Source organism: Streptomyces sp. NPDC059861, from assembly GCF_042731435.1.
Classification (GTDB): Bacteria; Actinomycetota; Actinomycetes; order Streptomycetales; family Streptomycetaceae; genus Streptomyces.
Window position 1 is genome coordinate 63,960 of record NZ_JBHWJQ010000020.1, and the last position, 22,612, is coordinate 86,571.

A 22,612-nucleotide genomic window follows, 5' to 3' on the forward strand; every position below is an offset into this window, starting at 1 on the left:
CTACCGCTCGAGCCACTTCACCTCGTACGGCCGCAGCTCGAGGCGCTTGCCGTCGACCTCGGCGCGGACCGCCCGGTCGCGGGTGTTGACGACCAGGAGGGTCCTGGCGGTGGCGAGGACACGCACGCCGGCCGGGGCGGCCACGCCCTCGTAGTCCGTCCCGGGCGGGAACTCGGCGTCGAAGCGGGCGACCAGGTCGTACATGGGCAACGCGGCGCCCCCGTCCTCGGTGCCGGTCGGCGACCACAGGCAGCCGGGGCAGTCGGGGCCGGTCTCCTCCTGCGGGTTCCAGTAGAAGCCGGAGGAGGCGCCGCCGCCGACCATCGCGATCATGGCGGCGGCCTGGACGGCCCGGCGGTGGGGCTCGGACCAGCCGTGCCGGTCGTCGTTGCCGTCGGCGGGCTCGACGTAGTACTCGGCCCACCACAGCGGCAGCTCGCCGCCGGTCTGCCGCCGCACCCACTGCCCGACGGCCGTGAACTTCTCCGTGGCGGCGAACTCGTCCGGCAGCAGTTCGTCGTCCTTGGTGTAGCTGGAGCCGTCCACGACGACGAAGTCGGCGCCCGCCTTGTGCTCGTTCCAGTAGGTGAAGGCGTCGAGGACACGCTGGTCCAGAGCGCCCCAGGGGCCCTGGAGGGTGGTGGAGGCGATCTCCGTCCGCCGTGGGTCGACACTGTCCATCACCAGGTAGGGCCCGCCCACCATGATGTCCTCGTCGACGTCCTTCAGCGCCTTGTGGACCAGGTTGTACAGCTCGGTGTAGCCCTCGTGGTCCCAACGCTGCTCGGCGTCGTTCCAGAAGCCCTTGAACTCGTTCCAGACGATGAAGTGGCGTACGTCGGGATAGCGCTTGGCGACGGTCGCGGCGAGGGCCGCGAAGTCGGCGTAGTGCTCGGGCCGCGGGGCGGTCTCCAGGGCGTCCTGGCTCCAGTCCGTGTCGCCGGCGCCGGCCTCGCCGCCCTTCATCCAGTCCGGGGCGCAGCACAGTGTGATGACCGGGGTGCCGCCGGAGGCGCGGACGAAGTCCACACGGCGGTCGAGGGCGGCGAAGTCGTAACGGCCTTTGAGCGGCTCGGGGTTGTCGGCGCCCCAGCCCATGATGTGCTGGTTCTGCGGCAACCCGGACCGTTCGAGGCGGCCGCCGACCCGTCCCACGGCCGCGGCGGCGCCCTCGTCGGCGCTGAACTGGGTGTGGGTGAAGCCCCAGCCGACGTCGGGGCGCGGCTGCCCGGGCGGGATGACGGGCGTGCCGTGCACCTTGTCGCCGTCGGGTGAGGTGCCGGCGGTGCTCGCGCCGTCGCCGGGGAGCGTGCCGAGCAGGGTCACCACCAGCGCCACGACGGCCGCCGACACGCCGAGCAGCGCGGTGAGCCGCCACCGCCGTGCCCCCGTGTGCCACTCATGACGTCCCATCGTGGGCAACAGTAACCGCGGGGACCGGGGTTGGGGCAGATGTCGCACATGTACGACCCGGCAACCGGATGTACCGGGGCACAGCGGAACGAGGGGCGCACGGCCGACACTCCGCGCGCACCACGGAAAGCGGGTGCACGGGGCGCCCGTGTGCCCGATCATGGCGGCATGTCTGCTAACCCACACGACGCTCTGCCGATCCGGCTCCACGTCGACGACAGCGACTCGCCGTCCGACGTCGTCGACGCGCTGTTCCTCGGCCGCTTCGCGACGGGCGAGCAGCCGTTCTCGCACGCGGCGAACATCGACCGGGTCCGCTCCGGGGCGACGCTGCTGCCGTCGGGCGCGCGCGTGCTGCGCGTGGCCCGCGACGACGACCGCAGCGCCACGCTCGCGGAGGGCGACGGCTGGACGCTGCTGGTCTCCCGCTGGAACCGGGGCGCGGACGTCACGGTGACCGCGACCAGCGCCGACCTGGCCACGAAGGTCCTCGACCAGGCGACGGACGGCGCGGCGGACGAGCCCGAGCCGCAGCCGGAGAACGTGACGATGGGCTTCTGGTACGTCTCCCCCAGGCGCGGCCCGCACCGTACGACGCGGCAGATCTCGGCGGGCACGTGGGACGAGGTGCGCGCCAACTACACCGAGCCGGTCGCGCAGACCATGGACCGGCTGATGAAGACGACGCCGGAGGACATCGCGGGCCGGCTGCTGCTGCTGCACGGCCCGCCGGGCACCGGCAAGACCTCGGCGCTGCGGACGCTGGCCCGCTCGTGGCGGGACTGGTGCCAGGTGGACTGCGTCCTGGACCCGGAGCGGCTGTTCAGCGACGTCGGCTATCTGATGGACATCGCGATCGGCGAGGAGGACGCCGCGGGCAAGGGCCGGTGGCGGCTGCTCCTGCTGGAGGACTGCGACGAGCTGATCCGCGGCGAGGCCAAGCACACGGCGGGACAGGCGCTGTCGCGGCTGCTGAACCTGACGGACGGACTGCTGGGCCAGGGCCGCAACGTCCTGGTCGGCGTCACGACCAACGAGGACCTGGAGCGCCTGCATCCGGCCGTCGTCCGCCCCGGCCGCTGCCTGGCCCGCATCGAGGTGGGGCCGCTGACCCGGCGCGAGGCGATCAGCTGGCTGGGCACCGAGGAGGGCGTCGGCCGGGAGGGGGCGACGCTGGCCGAGCTGTACGCGCTGCGCCGGGGCACCTCCCCGACGGCGCTGCCGGAGCCGCGCGGCGGCTCGGAGGCGGGGCTGTACCTGTAGCGGGCCGCCCGGTCCAGGCCGGTGCTTTGATGGACGTATGACCCTGTTCGTCGGCACGTCGGGCTGGCAGTACAAGGACTGGCGGGGGCTGTTGTACCCGGGCGGCTGCCCCATGCGGCTGTGGCTGGAGGAGTACGCCGCCGGCTTCGCGACGGTCGAGATCAACAACGCGTTCTACCGGCTGCCGACGCGGGAGAACTTCGAGGCGTGGCGCGACCGGGTGCCGCCGGACTTCGTGGTCGCGGTCAAGGCCAGCCGCTATCTGACGCACATCAAGCGTCTGAAGGACCCCGAGGAGCCGGTGCGGCGCCTGATGACCCACGCGTCCGGGCTCGCCGGGCGTCTCGGTCCGGTCCTCCTCCAGCTCCCGCCCAACCTGCGCGCGGATCCCGGGCTGCTGGACGCCTGCCTGGCCTGTTTCCCCCCGGGCACGCGGATCGCGGTCGAACCGCGGCACGACTCCTGGTGGACGCCGGAGGTGGAGGAGGTGCTGCGCTCCCGCGGGGCGGCCCTGTGCTGGGCCGACGTCCGCTCCCGCCCCGCGACGCCGCTGTGGCGCACCACCGGCTGGGGCTATGTCCGCTTCCACCAGGGCCGCGCCCGGCCCTGGCCCCACTACGGCCGGCAGTCCCTCCAGACCTGGCTGCACCGCATCACGGCCGCCTTCCCCGACGACCACGACGTGTTCGCGTACTTCAACAACGACCCGGGCGGGGCGGCGGTGGAGGACGCGGTGGCCTTCGCGGAGCTGGCGGGGCGGGCGGGGCGCAGGGTGACGCGGACGCCCGGGGTGCCAGTGACACGGCGGTGAGGCGGGCGGATGCCCGGGTGAGCGCGGAAGCAGGTCAGCCCCTCGGCTCCCGCTCCTCGTACGCCGCACGCAACGCGTCCCGCACGGCGTCCAGCGCGGCCTCCGCACCGAGCCCCAGCCTGCGCACCCGTTCGGCGTAGGCCTGGGCGGCCCCCGCCGCCTCCCGCTCCGCCGCCGGCCCCGCCGCGGCGACGAACGTCCCGTTGCGCCCCCGGGTCTCGATCACGCCGTCCGTCTCCAGTGCCCGGTACGCCTTCGCCACGGTGTTCGCGGCCAGCCCCAGCGTCTCGGCCAGCCCCCGAACCGTCGGCAGCCGGTACCCCACCGGCAGCGCCCCCGACCGTGCCTGCGTCGAGATCTGGGCCCGAACCTGCTCGTACGGCGCCTCCGCGGCGCCCTCATCAATGTGGATCTTCAAGGTCACGGCCCGATTCTCCCGCACCTGCGGGACATCGAGCGGCAGGAAAATGAGAGGCGTCCGTCGCCTCCGCCCGCGTAGCGTGCGCCCCCATGACAGTGATCGTGCGCGACCTCCGCACCGACGTCCGGGCCGACATCGAGGGCTTCGCCCGTGTCCGCCGGCTCGCCCTGCCGTTCCTCCTGGTCAGCCCGGAGTCCGTCGTCCATCACGTCGCCCGGAGCCATCCGGACGCCCACTTCCGCTCCCTCGTCGCGGAGCTGGACGGCGAGGTGATCGGGACCGCGCAGGTAAGCCTCGCGCACCAGAGCCCGGAGCCGGGCCAGGGCTCGCTGAACGTCTACGTGCACCCGGAGCGGACCCGGCACGGCGCGGGCTCGCTGCTCGTGCGCACGGCCGAGGAGCACCTGGCGGCCCACGGGGCGACCAAGCTCTTCTCCTGGGTACTGGACGGGCCCGCCAACCGCGCCTTCGCCGAGCGGCACGGCTACCGCGCGAGCCGCTCCGCGCACTTCCTCCGCCTGGACCTGGCGCACGGCACCCTGCCACCGCTCCAGGACCCGCAGCCCGGCGTCGAACTGCGCACGGCCGCCGACTACGCCGACGACCCGCGGCCGATGTTCGCACTGGACGCGGAGACGACGTCCGACGAACCCAGCGACATCGACACGGAGTTCACCGACTACGAGGCATGGATCGAGGAGACCTGGAAGCACCCGCTCCTCGACCTCTCACTGACCTCGGTCGTGGTCGTCGACGGCCGTCCGGCCGCCTTCAGCGTCGCCTACACGGACGGCACCCGCTACAGCACCGCCATGACCGGCACCGCCCGTGCCTTCCGCGGCCGGGGCCTGGCCAAGCTCGCGAAGAACGCCTCCCTGCACCGCGCCCGCGCCGCCGGGTACACGGAGGCGTTCACGGGCAACGACACCGGGAACGGCCCGATGCTCGCGATCAACAAGTGGCTCGGGTACGACATCTGCGCGACGGAGGTGCGCCATGCCCGGCAAGTCGGCTGAACCTGAGGCTGAGCCCGGCACCCTGGTGGACGTCGTCCTGCTCAAGGCCGGCCGGACGAAGATCCGGTACCCGGCCGAACTGCTCCAGGACGACGGCATCCGGATCGTGGTCCGCGCCCCCTTCGCGGGCGCCGGCGTGCGCGACTTCGGCTTCGTGCGCTTCGAGCCCGGTGACGTCTTCACCGAGTACTACTGGCGTGACCGCTGGTACGCCGTGATGGAGGTCCGCGACCCGGCCGGCGTGCTCAAGGGCTGGTACTGCGACATCGCCCGCCCGGCGGCGTTCTCCGGCACCGAGCTGGTCGTCGAGGACCTCGACCTGGACCTGTGGCGCTCGGCCGACGGCACGGACGTACGCCGGCTGGACGAGGACGAGTTCGCCGAGAGCGGCCTCACCGCGTCGGACCCGGAGGCGGCCGCCGCGGCCGTGGCAGCTCTGGACGAACTGGAGGCCCTGGCCCGCGGCGACGGCTTCGAGGCCCTGCTCGGCATCTGAACGTCACGTCAGGGCGACGACCGCGTACCGCTCGTCGTCCACGGCCTTCCCCCACAGCGCCGCGTCCTGCGACAACCGCTCCACCCGCACCGACCCGGCGAGCGGCGCGAGAAGCTCCCGCAGCCGGCCGGCGGCCAGGCCCACCGGCGTGACTGTCCCCCAGACGCCCTCGACCAGCACCAGCCGTCCGCCCGGCCGCAGCAACCCCCGCCAGTGCCGCAGCACCCCGCCCTGATCCGGCAGCGTCCACAGCACGTGCCGTACGAGCACGACGTCGAACCGCCGCCGGGCCACCGGCGGTGCCGCCGCGTCACCGACCAGGAACACTGCGTTCCGTCCGGCGAGCTTCGCCCGGGCCAGATCCACCATGGCCGGGGAGAGGTCGACGCCGGTGACGCGATGTCCCTGCTCGGCCGCGAGGAGCGACAGGCTGCCGGTGCCGCAGCCGAGGTCGAGGACGTCGCAGGGCGCGCCCGGCAGCCAGGAGCGCAGCCGCCGCGCCCAGGCGTCCCGCACCCCGGGATCGCGCAGCCCGTGGTCCGGCTCGTCGTCGAAGGCGGCGGCCCGCGCGTCCCAGTCCACGCCGTCCGCCGAGGTCAGCCCATGGCTGTGATCCACCCTGTGATCCGTCACGCCCCACAGGGTGACAGCCACCACTGACAGCCGAATGGTGACGGCCGCCACAGACATATCGGCAGCGATGAGGAACTCTCCCCGAAATGGTCTACCTCCGCGAGAACGCGGAACACGGTAGGCACTGAAGGAGGCAGCCATGCGCCGAGTCACAGTGCACAAGCCCCCGCGGAAGACGGACTCACGAAGACTCCGCGAGGAGGCCGACGAGCCCACCTACGAACGCCGGCCCGAGGTGCGCAAGGACATCGCCCGCACCTGGTGGCCGGCCAACTGCTCCTGACCCGCCGCACCTACCTCAGCGCAGTCTGAGCGGTCCCTTAAAGGGACCATAAGGATCTCCTTCCACCGCCTTCAGCAGGCGATTTCGCGGTCTCTTCGGGCTAGCTTCTGAACGCCCCCCACGGGATCCCTTTCGGGATCGAGTCCCGGGATCCGTTCAGGTGACCGCTACGAGGAGTTCCCCCATGCCCGCACGCCGCAAGGCCGCCACCGTCGCCACCGTCGGCATCGCCCCGCTCGCCCTGACCGTGCTGTCCACCGCGCCCGCGTCCGCGCACGGCTCGATGGGCGACCCGGTCAGCCGTGTCTCGCAGTGCTACGCGGAGGGGCCGGAGAGCCCCGGTTCGCAGGCGTGCAAGGCGGCGGTGGCGGCGGGCGGCACCCAGGCGCTGTACGACTGGAACGGCATCCGCATCGGCAACGCGGCCGGGCAGCACGAGGCGCTCATCCCGGACGGCAAGCTGTGCAGCGCGAACAACGAGGCGTTCAAGGGCCTCGACCTGCCCCGCGCCGACTGGCCCGCGACATCCGTGAGCAGCGGGTCCTACACCTTCAAGTACCGCGTGACCGCCCCGCACAAGGGCACCTTCAAGGTCTATGTCACCAAGCCCGGCTTCGACTCCGCCAAGGCGCTCGGCTGGGACGACCTGGACCTGGCGAACCCGGTGGCGACGGTCACCGACCCCGCCGCGTCCGGAGGTTTCTACACGTTCTCCGGCACGCTCCCGGAGCGCTCCGGCAAGCACGTCCTGTACGCGGTCTGGCAGCGTTCGGACAGCCCGGAGGCCTTCTACTCCTGCTCGGACGTCAGCTTCGGCGGCGGCAGCGGAGGCGGCACCGCTACGGACACCGGCACCGGCACCGACGCCGGTGACGGCGAGGGCGGCGGCCAGAGCGGCGACGACGGCTCGGCCGCGCCCGCCCCCAGCGCCTCCGCCCCCAGCGACGAGCAGATCGAGGCCGGCGCCGAGCACTCGACCGTCGAGAACCACGGCCACGGCGACGACGACGCCGGCACGTCCGCGGAGCGGGCCGCACAGGACGGCGGCCCGGACGACGCCCGCACGGCCAACGAGCCGCGGGTCGCGGCCGCCGGGGCCACCGAGAACCTCGCCGAGACCGGTGGCGACAGCGGCACCACGTACATCGCCGTCGGCGGCGCGGCCGCGCTCGCGCTCGGTTCGGCGGCCCTGTTCGCGTCGGTCCGCCGGCGGGCGGCGAGCGGCGGCCGGCACGGCCGCTGATCCGGTACTCCGGGGCCTGACCGGCGGCTCAGGCCGGTCGGGCCCCGGCGTCGTGGCGCGGGCGTCAGCTGAACACCGACGCGCAGGTGGTCGGCCTGGCCCGCGCCGGATCAAGGGCGTTGGCAACCTCGTGGAAGGCGATCCGGTCGAACAGCCCGATCGCCAGATGCTCGGACAGGTCGACCGGACACAGGTCCTGGAGCAGCACGTTGCGCACGTCCGGCCCGTTCAGGAACTGACTGCGGTACGGCGTGACCACCTGGTCGTACTTGGTGGCGATGACCGTGTAGCGGACGCCGGGCACGGTGTCGCCGCCCGCGTTGAGCTGGGTGAGGAAGGCGGAGCCGGCGATCTGGTCGGCGAGTGCCGGGGTGGTGGTGGAGAGCAGGTCCTCGGCGCCCGGGAAGTAGGGCAGCAGTCGGGTGAGGCCGGACAGGGTCGTGCCGTGGTTGTCGGGGGCGATGCCGACCAGGGCGTTCACCTCGGCCGCTCCGCCGAGGAACTTGAGGTAGTGGCGGGGCATCATGCCGCCCTGGGAGTGGCCGACGAGGTCGGCCTCGGCGGCGCCGGTCGCGGCGAGCACCTTGTCGACGAACGCGTCGAGCTGTCCGGCCGACTTCTCGATGGGGCCGAGGCCGTGGAAGAAGGGGACGCCGGGCAACTGGCCGTAGTCGAGGGAGAAGACGCAGTAGCCGCGGCTCGTCAGATACGGGGCGAGTCCCAGCCAGTTGTCGACGGAGTTGCCGAACGTACCGTGGACCAGGACGACGGGGCGGGGGTGGGCGGCGGAGGGCTTGCAGGAGTAGTCGTTCCAGCCACTGCTGACGGCGCTGGTGGCGGCCTGGGCGGTGGCGGCGGGAAGCGTGGCCACGGTGGCGGTCAGCAGCAGCGCGACCACGGGTCTGAGCAGTCGTTTCCAGGGCAGCATCGGGTGATCTCCTTGCGGCTCAAGGGAGTTGCGATGGCCTTACGCCCTGTGACCCGGATCACGAGGATGCTGTTCACCCGTCAAGTTACGGGTGAGTAGTTCAAGGGGGAAGTTACGCGTCAGTAAAAACTTCCAGTGATAACCAGTCACCAGGAGGGACGGACGGGCCCGTGGGGCGCGACGCGCAGCAACTGCCGTCCCAGCGCCCGCACCTCGGCCTCCCCGAGCAGCTCCCCCCACGCCCGCACGGCCTCCGCGGCCGCCTCCTCCGCGGCCCGCGCGCACTCCCACCCCCGCCCGGTCAGCACGACGAGTCGCGCCCGCGCGTCATCCGGATGCGGCCGGCGTACGACGTACCCCTTGCGCACCAGCTCGTCGACGAGCTGACTGGCGGCCTGCTTCGTGACCCCGAGATGCGTGGCGAGATCGGTGGCGGTCGCCCCGTCCGGGGCAAGCCGGGCGAACACGAAGCCGTAGACCGGCCGCCCCTCGAAACCGCGGGCGACGACACCGTCGTTGATGCGCCGCGTCAGCTCACCGGCGGCGGCGAGCAGGGCGAAGGACAGGGACAGGGCCTCGGAGTTCTGCACGAGGGCATTCAAAACACCCTTGACGATTCGGTCAAGCAGCTTGACCATAAGGACTGCCCAGATGGTCAAGCAGCTTGACCATCATCCGACCGGAGGTCACCCATGCCCGTCGTCCGCTCGTCCGAAACCGTCGCCCACGACCTGCACGGTGTCCGCTTCGTCTCGTACGCCACCCCCCGCACCGGCAGCAAGGAGCTCTGCGCCTGGCGCGGCGAGATCCCCGCGGGCACCCGGGCCCCGGCCCACACCGTGACTCGCGAGGAGGTCCTCCATCTGCTCACCGGCGACCTGCTGGTCACCCTCGACGGCGAGTCCACCCGGATCACCGCGGGCGACACGGTGATCATCAACCGGGGTGCCACCTTCGCCGTCGAGAACCCGGCCGACCGGCCCGCCGTCACCTGGGTCACCACGTCCCTCGGCCTGGAGGCGGAGCTCGCCGACGGCACCCGCATCGCCCCGCCCTGGGCCAACTGAACGACGTGCGAAGGATCTACGCCGCCAGCGACCCCGGAATCACCGCCCGTGGGCCGAACTTCGCCCGCACGCGGTCCGCGACCTCCTCGATCCGGCGGACCTTCTCGTCCACGGGGTCGAAGGTCAGCTGGTGGGAGGAGAGCTCGACGGACGTGAGCCCCTCCGCGCGCAGGGCGATCGCACGGACCCGGGCCCGCTGGAGGCCGAGCGCCTCGTACATCCCGTACGCCGCCCGTGCCAGCGCCGGCGAGTGCGCGGTCGGTTCCTGGAGGGTGCGGCTGCGGGTGGTCGAGGAGCGGTCGGCGTAGCGGACGGTGAGGGTCAGGGTGCGGCAGACCTTCTCCACGGCGCGCAGCCGGGTGCCCAGTTCCTCGGTGGCCGACAGCAGCGCGCGGCGGTGCCGCTCGGGGTCCAGTTCGTCGCGCGGGAAGGGGCGCTCGGCGGCCAGCGACCGCGACACGGCGTTCGGGACCACCCGCCCGCGGTCGATGCCGTTCGCCTTCTCGTGCAGTTCCCGGCCCGCCTTCGCGCCGATCAGCCGTTGGAGCGTGGACAGCGGCGCGCCGGCCACCCGACCGAGGGTGTCGAGGCCGTACTCGCACAGCGTGCGGGCGGTCGCGGTCCCGGCACCGGGCAGTACGGCGACGGGCTTGTCGGCGAGGAACTCGGCGATGGCGTCCGGCTCCTCGGGCACCACACAGGTCACGCCGGGTCGGGCGTACCGCAGCGCCACGCGGGCGAGCAGCGGTCCGGGCCCGGCGCCGATCGCGCAGTCGACCCCGTGACGGGCGAGCGCCCGCACCCGGATCACCGACGCGAGCTCCACCGCGCCGCGCCCGAAGTACCGCTCGGCGCCCCGCAGGTCGGCCAGCGCCCCGTCCGGCGGCAACGCCTCGACGACCGGCGTGAACTCCTCCAGCAGCCCCAGCAACCGGGGCAGGGCCGCCTCGGACATCGGCGGCAGCTGGAAACGTACGCAGAGGATGGTCATCCCGCACTCCCCGGGCTCTGGTGCCACAACTTCCTTCCCACCGCGGGCCCTTCGCCCGCGGGGCGCAGATCGGCCCAGGGGTGCATCTCGTACCCCGTGGGCATACGGATCTTCCGGTCCCTCGAACCCTCCCGGTCCCCGGCGTCCTCCGTCCCTCCCGCCCCTTCCGTCTCCCGCCGGCTCTCCCCGGCTCCCTTCCGGCCCTCCATGGGGTCGCGGGCCGCGGAGCCGGCCGGCGCGGGCAGCCCGTCGGAGCCGGCCACCCGGCGGCGCGCCGGGCCCTCTCCGTCGCCGTCCCCGTCGGACCCGGGACCGGTGCCGCGCGCGTCCGCGAGCCGGACCGCGACGCCCTCCAGCCCCTCCTCCCGGCGCACCTCCTGCAGTTCGGCGAGGTTCCAGGCGGCGGCCCCCACCACGCTGATGCTGCGCGGCCCGCGCCGCTGCACCACTCCGCGCACCAGCAGCAGCCAGGAGTGGAAGACGGTGTGCGCGCAGGCGTCGTGCGAGTCGTCGAAGAAGGCGAGGTCGACCAGGCCCGTCCCGTCGTCCAGCGTGGAGAAGATGACCCGCTTGCCGGACCGGATCGGCGGCGTCTGCGTGGCCGCCTTGGCACCCGCGACCAGCACCGTCTCGCCGTGCCGGGCATCGCGCAGCCGCCGCGCCGACACCACGCCCAGCTCGTCGAGGAACGCGCGGTGGTCGTCCATCAGATTGCGCGAGGCATCCATGGACAGCACCCCCAGCTCGGCGCTGAGCCGCTCCGCCGCGGACAGGTCGGGCAGCCCGGCCGGCGCGGTCTGCCGCCCGCCGGACAGCGGGAGCTGGGCCCCGCCCCCGCTCCGGGCGGCCCGGTGCAGCTCGGTCAGATGCAGTTGCAGGTCACGGCGGTTGGCGCCGAACGAGTCCAGGGCACCGACCTGGGCCAGCCGCTGCGCCAGCGGCCGGCTGGGCCGCGCCCGCTCCCAGAAGTCCACCAGTGAGGCGTACGGCTGCCCGTGCGCGACCCGCGCCGCCTCGGCCTCGCTGATGCCGTGCACGTCCGAGAGGGCCAACCGGAGTCCCCACACCTTCGATTCAGACACCAGTTCGATCCTGTGTGCGACCCCGGACTTGTTCACGTCCAACGGCAGGATCGGCACCCCCCGCCGCCGCGCGTCCGCCAGCAGCAGCCGCTTCGGGTACATCCCGGGGTCGTGCGTGAGCAGCCCCGCGTAGAAGGCGGCGGGGTGATGCGCCTTCAGCCACGCCGACTGGTACGTCGGTACGGCGAAGGCGACGGCGTGCGCCTTGCAGAAGCCGTACGAGCCGAACGCCTCGACGATCTCCCAGGTCCGCCGAATCGTCTCCGGGTCGTATCCGCGCGCCGTCGCGTGCTGGGCGAACCACACCTTGATCCGCCCCTGCGACTCCGGGTCCGACAGCCCGCGCCGCACCCGGTCCGCCTCGTCGCGCCCGCAGCCGGTCATGATGTCGACGATGTGGATGATCTGCTCGTGGAAGACGACGACCCCGTACGTCTCCTTCAGCGGACCCTCCAGATCGGGGTGCGGATAGCGGATCGGCGCCCGCCCGTGCCGCGCCTCGATGAACGGCCGCACCATGTCGGCGGCGACCGGCCCGGGCCGGAAGAGCGAGATGTCGACGACCAGATCGTGGAAGGTGGCCGGCTGCAGCCGCCCGACCAGGTCCCGCTGCCCCGGCGACTCGATCTGGAAGCAGCCCAGCGTCTCGGCGGTGCGGATCAGGCCGTACGTCTCCGGATCGCCGTCGCGGACCGCGTCGAGGTCGATCCGCTCCCCCGTCGCCCGCTGCACCTCGGTGACCGCGTGGGCCATCGCCGACTGCATCCGCACCCCGAGCACGTCCAGCTTGAGCAGCCCGAGGTCCTCGACGTCGTCCTTGTCGAACTGCGACATGGGCAGCCCCTCGCCGCTGGTCGGCATGACCGGCGTACGGGAGAGCAGGGAGGCGTCGGACAGGAGCACACCGCACGGGTGCATCGCGACCCCGCGCGGGAGGGCGTCCAGGGCCTCGACCAGCTCCCACAGCTTCCCGTGGCGCTCCTTCTCACCCGCCAGCCGCTTGAGCTCGGGCAGCTCGTCGAGGGCGGCACGGGCGTCCCGCGCGCGGATGTGCGGGAAGGACTTGGCGATGCGGTCGATGTCGGCGGGGTCCATGGACAGGGCCGCGCCCACGTCACGGATGGCGTGGCGGACGCGGTACGTCTCCGGCATCGCGACCGTCGCGACCCGCTCGGCACCGAAGCGGTCGATGATCGCCCGGTAGACCTCGAGCCGGCGCGCGGACTCCACGTCGATGTCGATGTCGGGCAGCACCAGGCGACGCTTGGACAGGAAGCGCTCCATCAGCAGCCCGTGCTCGACCGGGTCGGCGTGGGCGATGCCGAGGAGATGGTTGACGAGGGAGCCCGCGCCGGAGCCGCGCGCGGCGACCCGGATACCCATGTCCTTCACGTCGTCGACGACCTGGGCGACGGTCAGGAAGTAGGAGGCGAAGCCGTGGTGGGCGATGATGTCCAGCTCGTCGTGCATCCGCTCCCAATAAGCGCGCCGGCCGGCGTAGCCGTGCCGCACCATCCCCGCCACCGCCCGGGAGGCGAGCACCCGCTGGGCGCTGCGCCGGCCCGCGCCGACCAGGTGCGGCTCGGGGAAGTGGACGGTGCCGATGCCGAGGTCGTCCTCGGGGTCGACCAGGCACTCGGCGGCGGTCGCCTGCGTCTGCTCCAGCAGCCGGTGCGCGGTGTCCCGCCGGAAACCCGCGGCCTCGACGACCCGCTCCGCCACCCCGAGCATGGCATCCGCGTCCTTCAGCCAGGCCTCGCCGGAGTCCAGTTCCTTGGCCGGGTCGATCGGCACCAGGCGGCGGGCGGCGTCCAGGACGTCGGCGACCGGGCCCATGCCGGGGTCGGCGTAGCGGACGGCGTTGCTGAGCACCGGCCGCACACGTTGCTCGGCGGCGAAGCCGACGGTACGGGCGGCCAGGCGCAGGGAGCCGGGGCCGGTGCCCTTGCGGCCGTGCCAGACGGCCTCCAGGCGCAGGGCGTCGCCGTAGATCTCCCGCCAGGGCACGAGGAGCCTCGCGGCGCGGTCCGGGCGGCCCGCGGCGAGGGCGCGGCCGACATCGGAGTCGGGGCCGAGCAGGACGGTGAGGCCGTCGGCGTGGTGGGCGGCCCAGGGCAGCAGGGGCGTGCCCTCGCCCTGCTGCGCCGCAGTGACGATTCTGCACAGGCCTGACCAGCCGCGGGCGCCGTCCCGGGCGAGGAAGGTGACGCGCGGTGTCGACTCGTCGATGAAGGCACCCCCGCGCACGGGGGCGCGGCGTCGCCGGTCCTGCCGCACGCGCTCGCGCTCGGGCTCGAACTCCGCCACCGCCAGCTCCACCCCGAACAGCGGACGGACGCCCGCCTTCGCGCAGGCCTTGGCGAAGCGGACGGAGCCGGCGAGCGTGTCGCGATCGGTGAGCGCGAGGGCGTCCATGCCCCGCTCGGAGGCGCGCTCCGCCAGCCGCTCCGGGTGCGAGGCGCCGTGCCGCAGGGAGAACCCGGAGACGGTGTGCAGATGCGTGAAACCCGGCACACGCACCTCCCGCACTCGCGAGCCCGAACCAGCTCTCGAACATCAGTTCCCAACTCTCCCACCCCCACCATAGACCAATTTCCGAACATCTGTGCGACATCCGTTCGAGCATGCCTCACCTGCGGAAACGCGCTCCGCAGGACGGTGGGGACATGGCAGGGGCCGGGCGCTGTCAGACCCGTCTGCCAGCCTGGACGCATGATCCGCACTCTGGCCGTCGAGAACTACCGCTCCCTGCGCCGCCTGATCGTGCCCAGGAGGGCGGCCTGCGGGCAGACGGAGGTGGCGGGCCGGGAAGGCCCCCTGGACGAGCCGCTGTGGCACTGGCCGAAGCGGTGAACGGGCACATGCGGAAGTCCCGCCCCTCGCGCGCGGGACGGGACTTCGCACAAGCACGAGCTACGCGGCGGGATCAGCCGATCTGCGTACCGGTCGCCGACAGCGCCTCGGTCACCGGCTGGAAGAACGTCTCGCCGCCGGAGGTGCAGTCACCGCTGCCGCCGGAGGTGAGGCCGACCGCCTTGTCGCCCGAGAAGAGCGAGCCGCCGCTGTCGCCGGGCTCGGCGCAGACGTCGGTCTGGATGAGGCCGTTGACGATGTCGCCGTTGCCGTAGTTCACGGTGGCGTCCAGGCCGGTGACCGTGCCGGAGTGCACCTGCGTGGTCGATCCGCTCCGGGTGACCTGCATCCCGACGGTCGCCTCGGCCGCGCCCGAGATCTGCTGGGTCGAGCCGTTGTAGAGGTTGACCTCGCTCGGATGGTCGACCTCGGCCGTGTACTTCACCAGACCGTAGTCGTTGTCCGGGAAGCTGGAGTCCGCGTTCTCGCCGATGACGGTGCCGGCCGAGTCGGACCAGGTGGAGATGCCCTCGGTGCAGTGCCCGGCGGTCAGGAAGTGCGGCTCGCCGCCCTTGACCACGTTGAAGCCGAGCGAGCAGCGACCGCCGCCACCGGTGATCGCGTCACCACCGGCGATGAAGGGCTTGTACTCCCCCTTCGACCGCTGGAGTTCGGCCGTGCCGCCGAGCTCCTCGACGACCTGGCTCAGCTTCTTCCACTCCGCCGCGGAGACGGTGCGGTCGGCGGTGACCACGACCTTGTTGGTGGTCGGGTCGGTCACCCAGGCGGTGCCGGGGATGGTCGCGTCCTGCTTGAGCGTGGTCCGCGCGCTCTTCAGCTCGGCGAGGGAGTTCTCGACGATTCTCGCCTTGGCGCCGGCCTCCTGCACCAGCTGGGCGGCGGCCTCGTCGAGCACGTTCACGACGAGGCTCTTCGCCTTGGCGTCGTAGTACGTGCCCGCGGCGTCGGTGCCGAGGTCCTGGCCGAGCGTCGAGGCGAGCTTTCCGGCCGCGAGGGCCGACAGCGTCTTGACCTCCGGGGTGGCCGGCGTCTCGCTGGCGTTCGCACTCTGGAAGGTCACTCCCGCGGCAACCAGTGCGGTGATGCCCGCACCTACCACGGCGGCCCGCCGCTTGGGTATGCGTCGGTGCTTCAACTCACGTCCTCCTGTGGGGGGTTGATCCGGTGAGGCTGTGGGGGCCTTACCGGATCAGAAGGTCTGTGGACTGGGCGACCACTATTCCTAGAGCCACAGGGAGCACACAAGGTCGACTTCAGGACGCGCGTACGACAACTGACGTGCGCCCCTTACCGCTTGCACAGCCTTGACTGTTCACGGTCAGCACCGGGGTTCTTCGCACTGCAAACACTACGGGCGAGTAACCTGTGTCGGTCCGTGAGGTCTAGTCCTGTCTTGGAATCGCCCCTCGGGCCGGATCCGGTCGGACCCCGGACAGGGGTGAGCCCCCGCACGCGAATCGCGTGCGGGGGCTCACTTGATGGTCGACCGAACCAATGCCCCTAAGGGCTGCGGGGAATTGCGCGACGAGCCACGGACGACGCGCGGCCGCCCACGACCGTCATCGGCGAGGAGCTCAGTACACGCTCACTCCGTACGCGCTCAGTGCCTCCGTGACGGGCTGGAAGAACGTCGTGCCGCCGGAGGAGCAGTTGCCGCTGCCGCCGGAGGTCAGACCGTAGGCGACGCCGTTGCTGCCGTAGAGCGGGCCGCCGGAGTCTCCGGGCTCGGCGCAGACCGTGGTCTGGATGAGGCCCGAGACGATGTCGCCGCCGCCGTAGTTCACGGTCGCGTTGAGGGCGGTGACCCGGCCGCTGTGCGTACCCGTGGTGGAACCGTCACGGATGACGGTGGTGCCCACGCTCGGGGTGGCGGCACGGGTGATGTCGACGCCGTTGGCGGTGCCCGGCCGGCTCACGGAACCGGAGTACTGCACGATGCCGTAGTCGTTGCCCGGGAAGCTGGAGCCGGCGGTCGAGCCGATGACCGTGGTGCGGCCGGAGTTGGAGTACCAGGTACCCGCGCCGTCGGTGCAGTGCCCGGCGGTCAGGAAGTACTCGGTGCCGTTGCCGGCACGGACGTTGAAGCCGAGGGAGCAGCGCCAGCTACTCGCATAGATGGCGTCGCCGCCCTGGATGAGCTTGTTGAACGTGCCCGGGGTGCGCTTGATCGTCAGCGCGTCGGCGTCGCCACCGGCCTGCCGCTTGATCTCGGCTATCTCGGCCTGCGACACCGTGCTGTCGACGGTGACGACGACCCGGTTGGTCTTGCTGTCGACGGCCCAGGCGGTACCCGGGACGTCGGCCTCCAGCACGGAGCCGCTGACGCCCTTGAGCTCGGCGGCGCTGAAGGTGGTGGGAGTGTCGGACGCGTTCGCGCTGGGGACCGTGAACGCGGCTGCGGCCACGAGGCCGGCGGAAACGGCGATCAGCCGGGTCCGTCTCGCGACTCCGCTGCGGGGGGTGGTGCGCTTGATCCTCACTTTTCGTTTCCTCCACATGGGAAGTAGGGGGCCCGCGTGGGGTCGGGGCCCGGTGAGGCGCAGCCAGCGGCATCGGTGTCCGGATTCCGAACCCGTCGTGCCCCTGACAAGCGCTGAGGGGGAGTATTCGGCCGCACGGCCGACGGGCGCAAGGGCGCCTTTCGGCCGTCAACATTTGAACGATGGATCAGAATGGGCCCGCCGTCCCCCCCGCCGGAAGCCGTCGGATCACGCAGCTGAAGTGGTCGACGAAGGCGCACGGGGGCAGCGACGCGCCTGCCCTTTCTCCCGCTGCCGACGTCCGCGAACACCGCTCACGACGAGTCGTCCTCCCGCACGGACACCTGAAGCGACAGCTCCCCGTCCAGCACGAAGACCGACTCACCGCCGAGCCCTGGCCCCCGCCGACGCGCCTCGCGCCCGGGGAGAAGTCGCGTACACTCCAGGCTTGTTCACGGACGGACCGCGAGCCCGCGCCCGCCGCACACCACGCTGGGCCGCCGCCGTCGGCCGCGCAGGACCCGGGATGTCCGGAAGTCGCCCCTCCGGATGGTCGCCGAGCCGGTGGTGGCGATGAGCGCGAGCGGGGCCGGTAGGCCGGATCCGTTTTCCGCGGGTCAGCAGTTGCAGTCGCAGCAGCAGCCGTCGCAGCAGTTCCCGCAGCAGTCACAGCCGTCGCAGCAGTCGGAACAGTCGTCACAACGGTGGCAGAGGCCCTCCTTGGGCTCCCGCGTCCAGGGGTCCTCGTACTCGCCGCAGCACATCTGGCACGTACACGCGAGGCCTGCCCAGACGAGGCACCCCGCGAGCAGCCCGCGCCGGTCGCGGCGCGGTGGCCGGGGCGGCAGCGGCCCGCCGGGACCGCCGGGTGGGGCGTAGGGACCGGCCAGCTCGGGCCGGTGCCCGCACGAGGCGGTGCCGAAGGCGCGGTCGACCGAGGCGGGCAGCTCGTGCACGAGCAGCCGGTGCGCCAGCCGCCCGTCGGAGAACTCCACCTCGCGCAGCGCGAGCCGGATCCCGTGCACGGCGTCTCCGGCGAGCCGGCGGGCCTCGGTGAGCGAGGTGCCCGTCGCGGTGAGTGGGTTCCAGGCACCCGACGCGGCGTCAGTTTCCCGGTCCTCCACGGCGTCCAGCAGATGCGCCAGCCGTCCGAAGAGCCGCCCGGCCTCGGCGAGCGGCTCGGCGTTGCCCGGCCGTCCGGCCAGAACGGCGGTGTGGGCGAAGGCGGCGGCCGTCGCGGTCTCCGTCGGTTCGGTGACCGTCAGGATCGGCGTCCCGGGCCCGGCGAGCGCCTCGACGCCTGCCTGCCGGTCCACGGCGTCGACCAGCACCGCCGTGTCGAAGCCGACGCCGGCCCCGCCCCGGGCCCCGGCACGCCCCCACCGGTCCGCCACCCGGCGGGCGGCGAGCGCCACGGGCGCCCGGGCCAGCAGCCCGTCCCCGTCGGCCACGTGGTCACGCACCTTGGCCGAGGCGAGCACCAGCGAGACGGCGGCCGCCAGCCGTGCCCCCTCGCCCTGGGCCACGGACGCGCTCCGCATTCCGCGCAACGGACACGGCCCGGCCGTACGCCGCAGTTCTCCGCCGTCCCGCGCGAGCGCCTGAGCCTCCGTCAGAACGGAGACCAGCAGCCCGTCGTAATTGGTGACCACGCGCGCGAACTGCCCGTGGTCGCTGCGCAGCGCGAGACACAGCCCGCACAAATGCGCCATCCACTCGGTCTTGAGCCGCTCTCCCAGCCGGTGCCGGCACGGCCTGACGATTCCGAACATGTCGACCCCCCGTGATACGCGCGATGTTGAGCGGCGGCATCGTATCGACGTCGGGCACTTCTTCGTATCGGCCGATTTTCACATCGGTTCGACCGCTCCGGTTCACCCGTACGCCCCGCCGCTCACCCATACGCCAGTAAGAATCATATTTCACTCACAGTCAGCAGCTGTGTATGGCAACACCCTTGGGGTATCCGGGCTCTCGACGTATCCGCCGTGCACCAGTACCGTCACAAACCCCCCGCGCGGCGTCTATCCACTTGGCGCGCCGTCCGCATCATGGATGACCATAGGGATGCGGAAAGCAAGAAGGATTGCTGTGAGAGGAGGCGTCCATGGGATCGGTGCGCAAGGCGAGTGCGTGGCTCGGCCTCGTCGACGACAACGATGACGAGCGTTACTACGACGACGAGTACTCCGAGGGGACCGAGTCCGGCGACGCCTGGGTCACGGACCCGCGGGTCAAGGTGGCCGCGGACACGGCCGAGCAGAAGGAGCGCCGGATCGCCACGGTGACTCCGGACAGCTTCCGGGACGCCCGTGCCATCGGCGAGCTGTTCCGGGACGGCGTCCCGGTCATCATGAACCTGACGGCGATGGAAGCCGCCGACGCCAAGCGCGTGGTGGACTTCGCGGCCGGCCTGATCTTCGGGCTGCGTGGATCGATCGACCGCGTGTCCAACCGGGTGTTCCTGCTGACCCCCTCCGACACGGAGATCGTCAACGGGGACCCCGCCGCCCACCGGACGGACGGGTTCTTCAACCAGAGCTGAGGCAGGGCCGCTCACCGGAGCCGCCCCCGCGGGGGCTAGCGGAAGGCATCGAGTCCGGTGAGCGCCTTGCCCAGCACGAGCTGGTGCATCTCGACGGTGCCCTCATAGGTGAGCACCGACTCCAGATTGGTCGCGTGCCGCATCACCGGGTACTCCAGGGAGATCCCGTTGGCACCGAGGATCGTCCGGGCCGTCCGGCAGATGTCGATGGCCTCCCGCACGTTGTTGAGCTTGCCGAAGCTGACCTGCTCCGGCCGCAGCCGCCCCGCGTCCATCCGCCGCCCCAGGTGATGGGCGAGCAGGATCCCCTTGTGCAGTTCGACCGCCATGTCGGCGAGCTTGGCCTGGGTGAGCTGGAACCCCCCGATGGGCCGCCCGAACTGCTCCCGGGTCTTCGCGTAGTCCACGGCGGCCTCGAAACTGGCCCGCGCCGCCCCCATGGCCCCCCACACGATGCCGTACCGCGCGTGCGACAGACAGCTGAGCGGTCCCCGCAGCCCGGACACCTCCGGCAGTACCGCATCGGCGGGCAACCGCACGTCGTCGAGGACCAGCTCGCTCGTGACGCTCGCCCGCAGCGACCACTTGTGCTTGATCTCGGGCGCCGAGAACCCGGGGACGTCCGTGGGCACGGCGAACCCGCGGATCCCGTCCTCGGTCTGCGCCCACACCACGGCCACCCCGGCGACGGACCCGTTGGTGATCCACATCTTGCGCCCGTTGAGCACCCAGTCGCCACCGTCACGCTTGGCGTACGTCCGCATCGAGGCCGGGTCGGACCCGTGGTCGGGCTCGGTCAGCCCGAAGCACCCGATGACGTCCCCGGACGCCATGTCCGGCAGCCAGCGCTGCTTCTGCTCCTCGGAGCCGAACCGGTGGACGGCGTACATCGCCAGCGAGCCCTGCACCGACACGAGCGACCGGATCCCGGAGTCGGCGGCCTCCAGCTCCAGGCAGGCGAGGCCGTACTGCACGGCGCTGGCCCCCGCGCACCCGTACCCGCTGAGCGACATACCGAGGGCGCCGATGGTCCCGAGCTCCTTGGCCAGTTCCCGGATCCCGGGCAGCTCCCCCGCCTCGTACCACTCGGCGACGAAGGGCAGCACGCGCTCCTCGGCCCAGCTGCGCACGGTGTCCCGGACGGCCAGGTCCTCGGGCTCCAGCAGGTCGTCGATCCCGAGCGGATCCGACGGGTCGAAGGGGGGCGGTTTCGGGGACACGGGCATCCTCCGGGCAGCTCAAACTAGCAGCGCTAGTCACGGACTCGGGCCGACGTTACGACGCCCTGTGTCGCGGAGCAACCATCCCTCGGCCGACGGTGCCGATCAACCCCGGCGGGCGACGTCCACCTCGGAGCGCAGGGGCACGGGGCGTGCGGGGGCGGCGGGCGCGGGGGCGGTACGGGGCGAGGGCACCTCCGCGGCGCCCGTGTCGCAGTGCATGAGACGCGGCAACCGCAGCGCCATCACCGCCCCCATCAGCAGCAACCCCGCGCTGACCAGCAACGTCACATGCAGTCCGTGCACGAAGCTGTCCCGGGCCGCACGCCGCAGGGCCACCCCGGCGGAGCCGCCGAGGTCCCCGGCCACGTCGTACGCCTCGCCCAGTGAATGCCCCGCCGCGGCCGACGCCGCCGCCGGGACGCCCGGCACGGCGGACAGCCCGGGGGCGTACGCCACGTTCATCACCGTGCCGAGCAGCGCGATCCCGATCCCCGCCCCGAGCTGGTACGACGTCTCCCCTATCGCCGCCGCGCCGCCCGCCTGCTCCGCCGGGGCCTCGCTCAGCATGGACTCGTACGCCCCGAACAGCGTCGTCTCCAGCCCGAACCCGAGCAGCACGAACCCGGCGAGCATCAACGGGGCGTCGTCCTCCCGTCCCATCGCCGTGAGCAGCACGACCGCCAGCGCGGTCAGGCAGAACCCGGTACAGACCATCCGCCGCGGCCCGAACCGCCGCAGCATCCGCGCCCCGAACAGTCCCGCCGCCATCGCCGCCACGGTCAGCGGCAGCAGTCTCAGTCCCGTCTCCAGCGGCGACAGCCCGAGCACGAGCTGCAGATACTGCGCCGCGATCAGCTCCAGCCCCACCAGGGCGAGCATCGCCAACACGATGCAGCCGACCGACGTGCTGAACGCCGGCCGGGCGAACATCCTCAGGTCCACCAGCGGATGCTTGCGGCGCCGCTGTCGCCGTACGAACAGCACGAGCAGGGACGCGCCCACGAGCAGCGGCACCACGGTGAGCAGGCTGCCGGCCGGCTCCCCGCCGCCCAGCCGCTTGACCCCGAGCACCACGCCGAACAGGCCGGCCGCCGCCATCAGCGCGCCGACCACGTCCCAGGGCCCGTCCCCGCTGCCCGTCGACTCGGGCAGCAGAAGCCGCCCCACCGGCAGGCTGACCAGCATCAGCGGGATGTTGACGAGGAAGACCGACCCCCACCAGAAGTGCTCCAGGAGGAAGCCTCCGAGCAGCGGGCCGACCGCCGCGCCGACCGCGGCCACCGCGCTCCAGATGCCGATGGCGAGCGCCCGCTCGCGCCGGCCGGGGAAGACCTGCCGCAGGATCGACAGCGTCGCGGGCATGATCATCGCGCCGCCGACGCCGAGCAGCGCCCGGGCCAGGATCAGCAGCTGCGGGTCCTGGGCGACGGCCGCCACCGCGGAGGCGACACCGAAGAGGGCGTATCCGAGCAGCAGGATCCGTCTGCGGCCCACCCGGTCGCCGAGGGTGCCGAAGAGGATCAGCAGCGAGGCACAGACGAGCGGGTAGGTGTCGACGATCCAGAGCAGCTCTATCGCGCTGGGCCGGAGGTCCTCGGTGACGGCGGGCACCGCTACGTGCAGCACGGTCGCGTCGACCGCGACCAGCAGCAGGCTGGTGCAGAGGACCACGAGAACGACCCAGCGGTTGGCACCGGCCCCGGCCGCCCGACGGCGCAGCCCGACGGCAGCCGTGGTCGTCCCGGACATGTACGTACCTCCCAGATGTTCCCTCGCGTTCGGCGGGCTCACGGGGGCGGGGGACCTCCCGGGACTCGGCCGGAGAGGAGCGGTGGTCTCCGGC

At 72.3% G+C, this 22,612-nt stretch carries 21 protein-coding genes; 9 read left to right on the plus strand and 12 right to left on the minus strand.

Annotated features, from left to right (window positions below; all coding sequences use genetic code 11):
• The gene (locus ACFV6X_RS19230) at window positions 1–1,413 is read right to left on the minus strand and encodes a xylan 1,4-beta-xylosidase (RefSeq protein ID WP_385384965.1); all 1,413 of its coding nucleotides are present in this window, start codon (window positions 1,411–1,413) and stop codon (window positions 1–3) included.
• A gap of 168 nt (window positions 1,414–1,581) precedes the next feature.
• Here ACFV6X_RS19230 and ACFV6X_RS19235 point away from each other — a divergent pair, with 168 nt between their 5' ends.
• Complete coding sequence (locus tag ACFV6X_RS19235; protein WP_385384968.1) at window positions 1,582–2,676, plus strand: DUF5925 domain-containing protein; 1,095 nt, start codon at window positions 1,582–1,584, stop codon at window positions 2,674–2,676.
• A gap of 37 nt (window positions 2,677–2,713) precedes the next feature.
• Window positions 2,714–3,487: a DUF72 domain-containing protein gene (locus ACFV6X_RS19240; protein WP_385384971.1), complete on the plus strand. Its 774-nt coding sequence runs from the start codon at window positions 2,714–2,716 to the stop codon at window positions 3,485–3,487.
• 34 nt (window positions 3,488–3,521) lie between these two features.
• Here ACFV6X_RS19240 and ACFV6X_RS19245 read toward each other — a convergent pair whose 3' ends face one another.
• Window positions 3,522–3,911: a GntR family transcriptional regulator gene (locus ACFV6X_RS19245; RefSeq protein WP_385384974.1), complete on the minus strand. Its 390-nt coding sequence runs from the start codon at window positions 3,909–3,911 to the stop codon at window positions 3,522–3,524.
• 86 nt (window positions 3,912–3,997) lie between these two features.
• Here ACFV6X_RS19245 and ACFV6X_RS19250 point away from each other — a divergent pair, with 86 nt between their 5' ends.
• The gene (locus ACFV6X_RS19250; protein ID WP_385384976.1) at window positions 3,998–4,924 is read left to right on the plus strand and encodes a GNAT family N-acetyltransferase; all 927 of its coding nucleotides are present in this window, start codon (window positions 3,998–4,000) and stop codon (window positions 4,922–4,924) included.
• Window positions 4,905–5,420, plus strand: a complete 516-nt coding sequence (locus ACFV6X_RS19255; protein ID WP_385384979.1) for a DUF402 domain-containing protein — start codon at window positions 4,905–4,907, stop codon at window positions 5,418–5,420. The genes ACFV6X_RS19250 and ACFV6X_RS19255 overlap by 20 nt, the downstream gene beginning before the upstream one ends.
• 3 nt (window positions 5,421–5,423) lie before the next feature.
• Here ACFV6X_RS19255 and ACFV6X_RS19260 read toward each other — a convergent pair whose 3' ends face one another.
• Window positions 5,424–6,053 (minus strand): class I SAM-dependent methyltransferase, encoded by a 630-nt coding sequence (locus tag ACFV6X_RS19260; protein WP_385384981.1) that lies wholly within the window; start codon window positions 6,051–6,053, stop codon window positions 5,424–5,426.
• A gap of 139 nt (window positions 6,054–6,192) precedes the next feature.
• Between ACFV6X_RS19260 and ACFV6X_RS19265 the strand changes: the two genes are divergently transcribed.
• Window positions 6,193–6,336 carry a hypothetical protein gene (locus tag ACFV6X_RS19265; protein ID WP_385384984.1) on the plus strand — a complete coding sequence of 48 codons (144 nt, stop codon included), beginning with the start codon at window positions 6,193–6,195 and terminating at the stop codon, window positions 6,334–6,336.
• A gap of 184 nt (window positions 6,337–6,520) precedes the next feature.
• Entirely contained in the window at window positions 6,521–7,579 is a 1,059-nt protein-coding gene (locus tag ACFV6X_RS19270) for a lytic polysaccharide monooxygenase (protein WP_385384987.1), read from the plus strand.
• Between the two features lie 64 nt (window positions 7,580–7,643).
• Here the strand turns inward: ACFV6X_RS19270 and ACFV6X_RS19275 are convergent, their stop codons facing one another.
• The gene (locus ACFV6X_RS19275; protein WP_385384990.1) at window positions 7,644–8,507 is read right to left on the minus strand and encodes an esterase/lipase family protein; all 864 of its coding nucleotides are present in this window, start codon (window positions 8,505–8,507) and stop codon (window positions 7,644–7,646) included.
• 146 nt (window positions 8,508–8,653) lie between these two features.
• On the minus strand, window positions 8,654–9,097 hold the full coding sequence (locus tag ACFV6X_RS19280) for a MarR family winged helix-turn-helix transcriptional regulator (RefSeq protein WP_385384992.1): 444 nt from the start codon (window positions 9,095–9,097) through the stop codon (window positions 8,654–8,656).
• 102 nt (window positions 9,098–9,199) lie between these two features.
• On the opposite strand from ACFV6X_RS19280, the gene ACFV6X_RS19285 reads away from it, so the two are divergent.
• Window positions 9,200–9,574, plus strand: coding sequence for a cupin domain-containing protein (locus ACFV6X_RS19285; protein WP_385384995.1), 375 nt, complete (start codon window positions 9,200–9,202; stop codon window positions 9,572–9,574).
• A 16-nt stretch (window positions 9,575–9,590) separates the two neighbouring features.
• Here ACFV6X_RS19285 and ACFV6X_RS19290 read toward each other — a convergent pair whose 3' ends face one another.
• A complete protein-coding gene (locus tag ACFV6X_RS19290; protein ID WP_385384997.1) occupies window positions 9,591–10,565 on the minus strand; it encodes a hypothetical protein in 975 nt (324 codons plus the stop codon).
• Window positions 10,562–14,161, minus strand: coding sequence for a DNA polymerase III subunit alpha (locus ACFV6X_RS19295; protein WP_385384999.1), 3,600 nt, complete (start codon window positions 14,159–14,161; stop codon window positions 10,562–10,564). The genes ACFV6X_RS19290 and ACFV6X_RS19295 overlap by 4 nt, the downstream gene beginning before the upstream one ends.
• A 198-nt stretch (window positions 14,162–14,359) precedes the next feature.
• Here ACFV6X_RS19295 and ACFV6X_RS19300 point away from each other — a divergent pair, with 198 nt between their 5' ends.
• Window positions 14,360–14,500, plus strand: a complete 141-nt coding sequence (locus tag ACFV6X_RS19300; protein ID WP_385385002.1) for a hypothetical protein — start codon at window positions 14,360–14,362, stop codon at window positions 14,498–14,500.
• Window positions 14,501–14,573: 73 nt separating this feature from the next.
• Here ACFV6X_RS19300 and ACFV6X_RS19305 read toward each other — a convergent pair whose 3' ends face one another.
• The 3 genes from ACFV6X_RS19305 to ACFV6X_RS19315 all read right to left on the minus strand — a co-directional run bounded on the left by ACFV6X_RS19305 (window position 14,574) and on the right by ACFV6X_RS19315 (window position 18,773).
• Window positions 14,574–15,656, minus strand: coding sequence for a S1 family peptidase (locus ACFV6X_RS19305; RefSeq protein ID WP_385385004.1), 1,083 nt, complete (start codon window positions 15,654–15,656; stop codon window positions 14,574–14,576).
• A gap of 439 nt (window positions 15,657–16,095) precedes the next feature.
• A complete protein-coding gene (locus ACFV6X_RS19310) occupies window positions 16,096–17,001 on the minus strand; it encodes a S1 family peptidase (protein WP_385385007.1) in 906 nt (301 codons plus the stop codon).
• Between the two features lie 617 nt (window positions 17,002–17,618).
• Window positions 17,619–18,773 carry a DUF5685 family protein gene (locus ACFV6X_RS19315; protein WP_385385010.1) on the minus strand — a complete coding sequence of 385 codons (1,155 nt, stop codon included), beginning with the start codon at window positions 18,771–18,773 and terminating at the stop codon, window positions 17,619–17,621.
• A 335-nt stretch (window positions 18,774–19,108) separates the two neighbouring features.
• Between ACFV6X_RS19315 and ACFV6X_RS19320 the strand changes: the two genes are divergently transcribed.
• Window positions 19,109–19,546 carry a cell division protein SepF gene (locus ACFV6X_RS19320; protein WP_365448244.1) on the plus strand — a complete coding sequence of 146 codons (438 nt, stop codon included), beginning with the start codon at window positions 19,109–19,111 and terminating at the stop codon, window positions 19,544–19,546.
• A gap of 35 nt (window positions 19,547–19,581) precedes the next feature.
• On the opposite strand, the gene ACFV6X_RS19325 is transcribed toward ACFV6X_RS19320, so the two are convergent.
• Complete coding sequence (locus ACFV6X_RS19325) at window positions 19,582–20,772, minus strand: acyl-CoA dehydrogenase family protein (protein ID WP_385385013.1); 1,191 nt, start codon at window positions 20,770–20,772, stop codon at window positions 19,582–19,584.
• A gap of 99 nt (window positions 20,773–20,871) precedes the next feature.
• On the minus strand, window positions 20,872–22,518 hold the full coding sequence (locus ACFV6X_RS19330; protein ID WP_385385015.1) for an MFS transporter: 1,647 nt from the start codon (window positions 22,516–22,518) through the stop codon (window positions 20,872–20,874).
• Window positions 22,519–22,612: the final 94 nt, after the last annotated feature.

Excerpts from the sequence above, each read along its gene's own strand:
- ACFV6X_RS19240 (WP_385384971.1), top strand. The coding sequence starts at position 2,714 with ATGACCCTGTTCGTCGGCACGTCGGGCTGGCAGTACAAGGACTGGCGG.
- ACFV6X_RS19250 (WP_385384976.1), top strand. The coding sequence starts at position 3,998 with ATGACAGTGATCGTGCGCGACCTCCGCACCGACGTCCGGGCCGACATC.
- ACFV6X_RS19315 (WP_385385010.1), bottom strand. The coding sequence starts at position 18,773 with ATGTTCGGAATCGTCAGGCCGTGCCGGCACCGGCTGGGAGAGCGGCTC.
- ACFV6X_RS19330 (WP_385385015.1), bottom strand. The coding sequence starts at position 22,518 with ATGTCCGGGACGACCACGGCTGCCGTCGGGCTGCGCCGTCGGGCGGCC.
- ACFV6X_RS19320 (WP_365448244.1), top strand. The coding sequence starts at position 19,109 with ATGGGATCGGTGCGCAAGGCGAGTGCGTGGCTCGGCCTCGTCGACGAC.
- ACFV6X_RS19285 (WP_385384995.1), top strand. The coding sequence starts at position 9,200 with ATGCCCGTCGTCCGCTCGTCCGAAACCGTCGCCCACGACCTGCACGGT.
- ACFV6X_RS19270 (WP_385384987.1), top strand. The coding sequence starts at position 6,521 with ATGCCCGCACGCCGCAAGGCCGCCACCGTCGCCACCGTCGGCATCGCC.
- ACFV6X_RS19325 (WP_385385013.1), bottom strand. The coding sequence starts at position 20,772 with ATGCCCGTGTCCCCGAAACCGCCCCCCTTCGACCCGTCGGATCCGCTC.
- ACFV6X_RS19275 (WP_385384990.1), bottom strand. The coding sequence starts at position 8,507 with ATGCTGCCCTGGAAACGACTGCTCAGACCCGTGGTCGCGCTGCTGCTG.
- ACFV6X_RS19230 (WP_385384965.1), bottom strand. The coding sequence starts at position 1,413 with ATGGGACGTCATGAGTGGCACACGGGGGCACGGCGGTGGCGGCTCACC.
- ACFV6X_RS19300 (WP_385385002.1), top strand. The coding sequence starts at position 14,360 with ATGATCCGCACTCTGGCCGTCGAGAACTACCGCTCCCTGCGCCGCCTG.
- ACFV6X_RS19265 (WP_385384984.1), top strand. The coding sequence starts at position 6,193 with ATGCGCCGAGTCACAGTGCACAAGCCCCCGCGGAAGACGGACTCACGA.
- ACFV6X_RS19290 (WP_385384997.1), bottom strand. The coding sequence starts at position 10,565 with ATGACCATCCTCTGCGTACGTTTCCAGCTGCCGCCGATGTCCGAGGCG.
- ACFV6X_RS19235 (WP_385384968.1), top strand. The coding sequence starts at position 1,582 with ATGTCTGCTAACCCACACGACGCTCTGCCGATCCGGCTCCACGTCGAC.
- ACFV6X_RS19255 (WP_385384979.1), top strand. The coding sequence starts at position 4,905 with ATGCCCGGCAAGTCGGCTGAACCTGAGGCTGAGCCCGGCACCCTGGTG.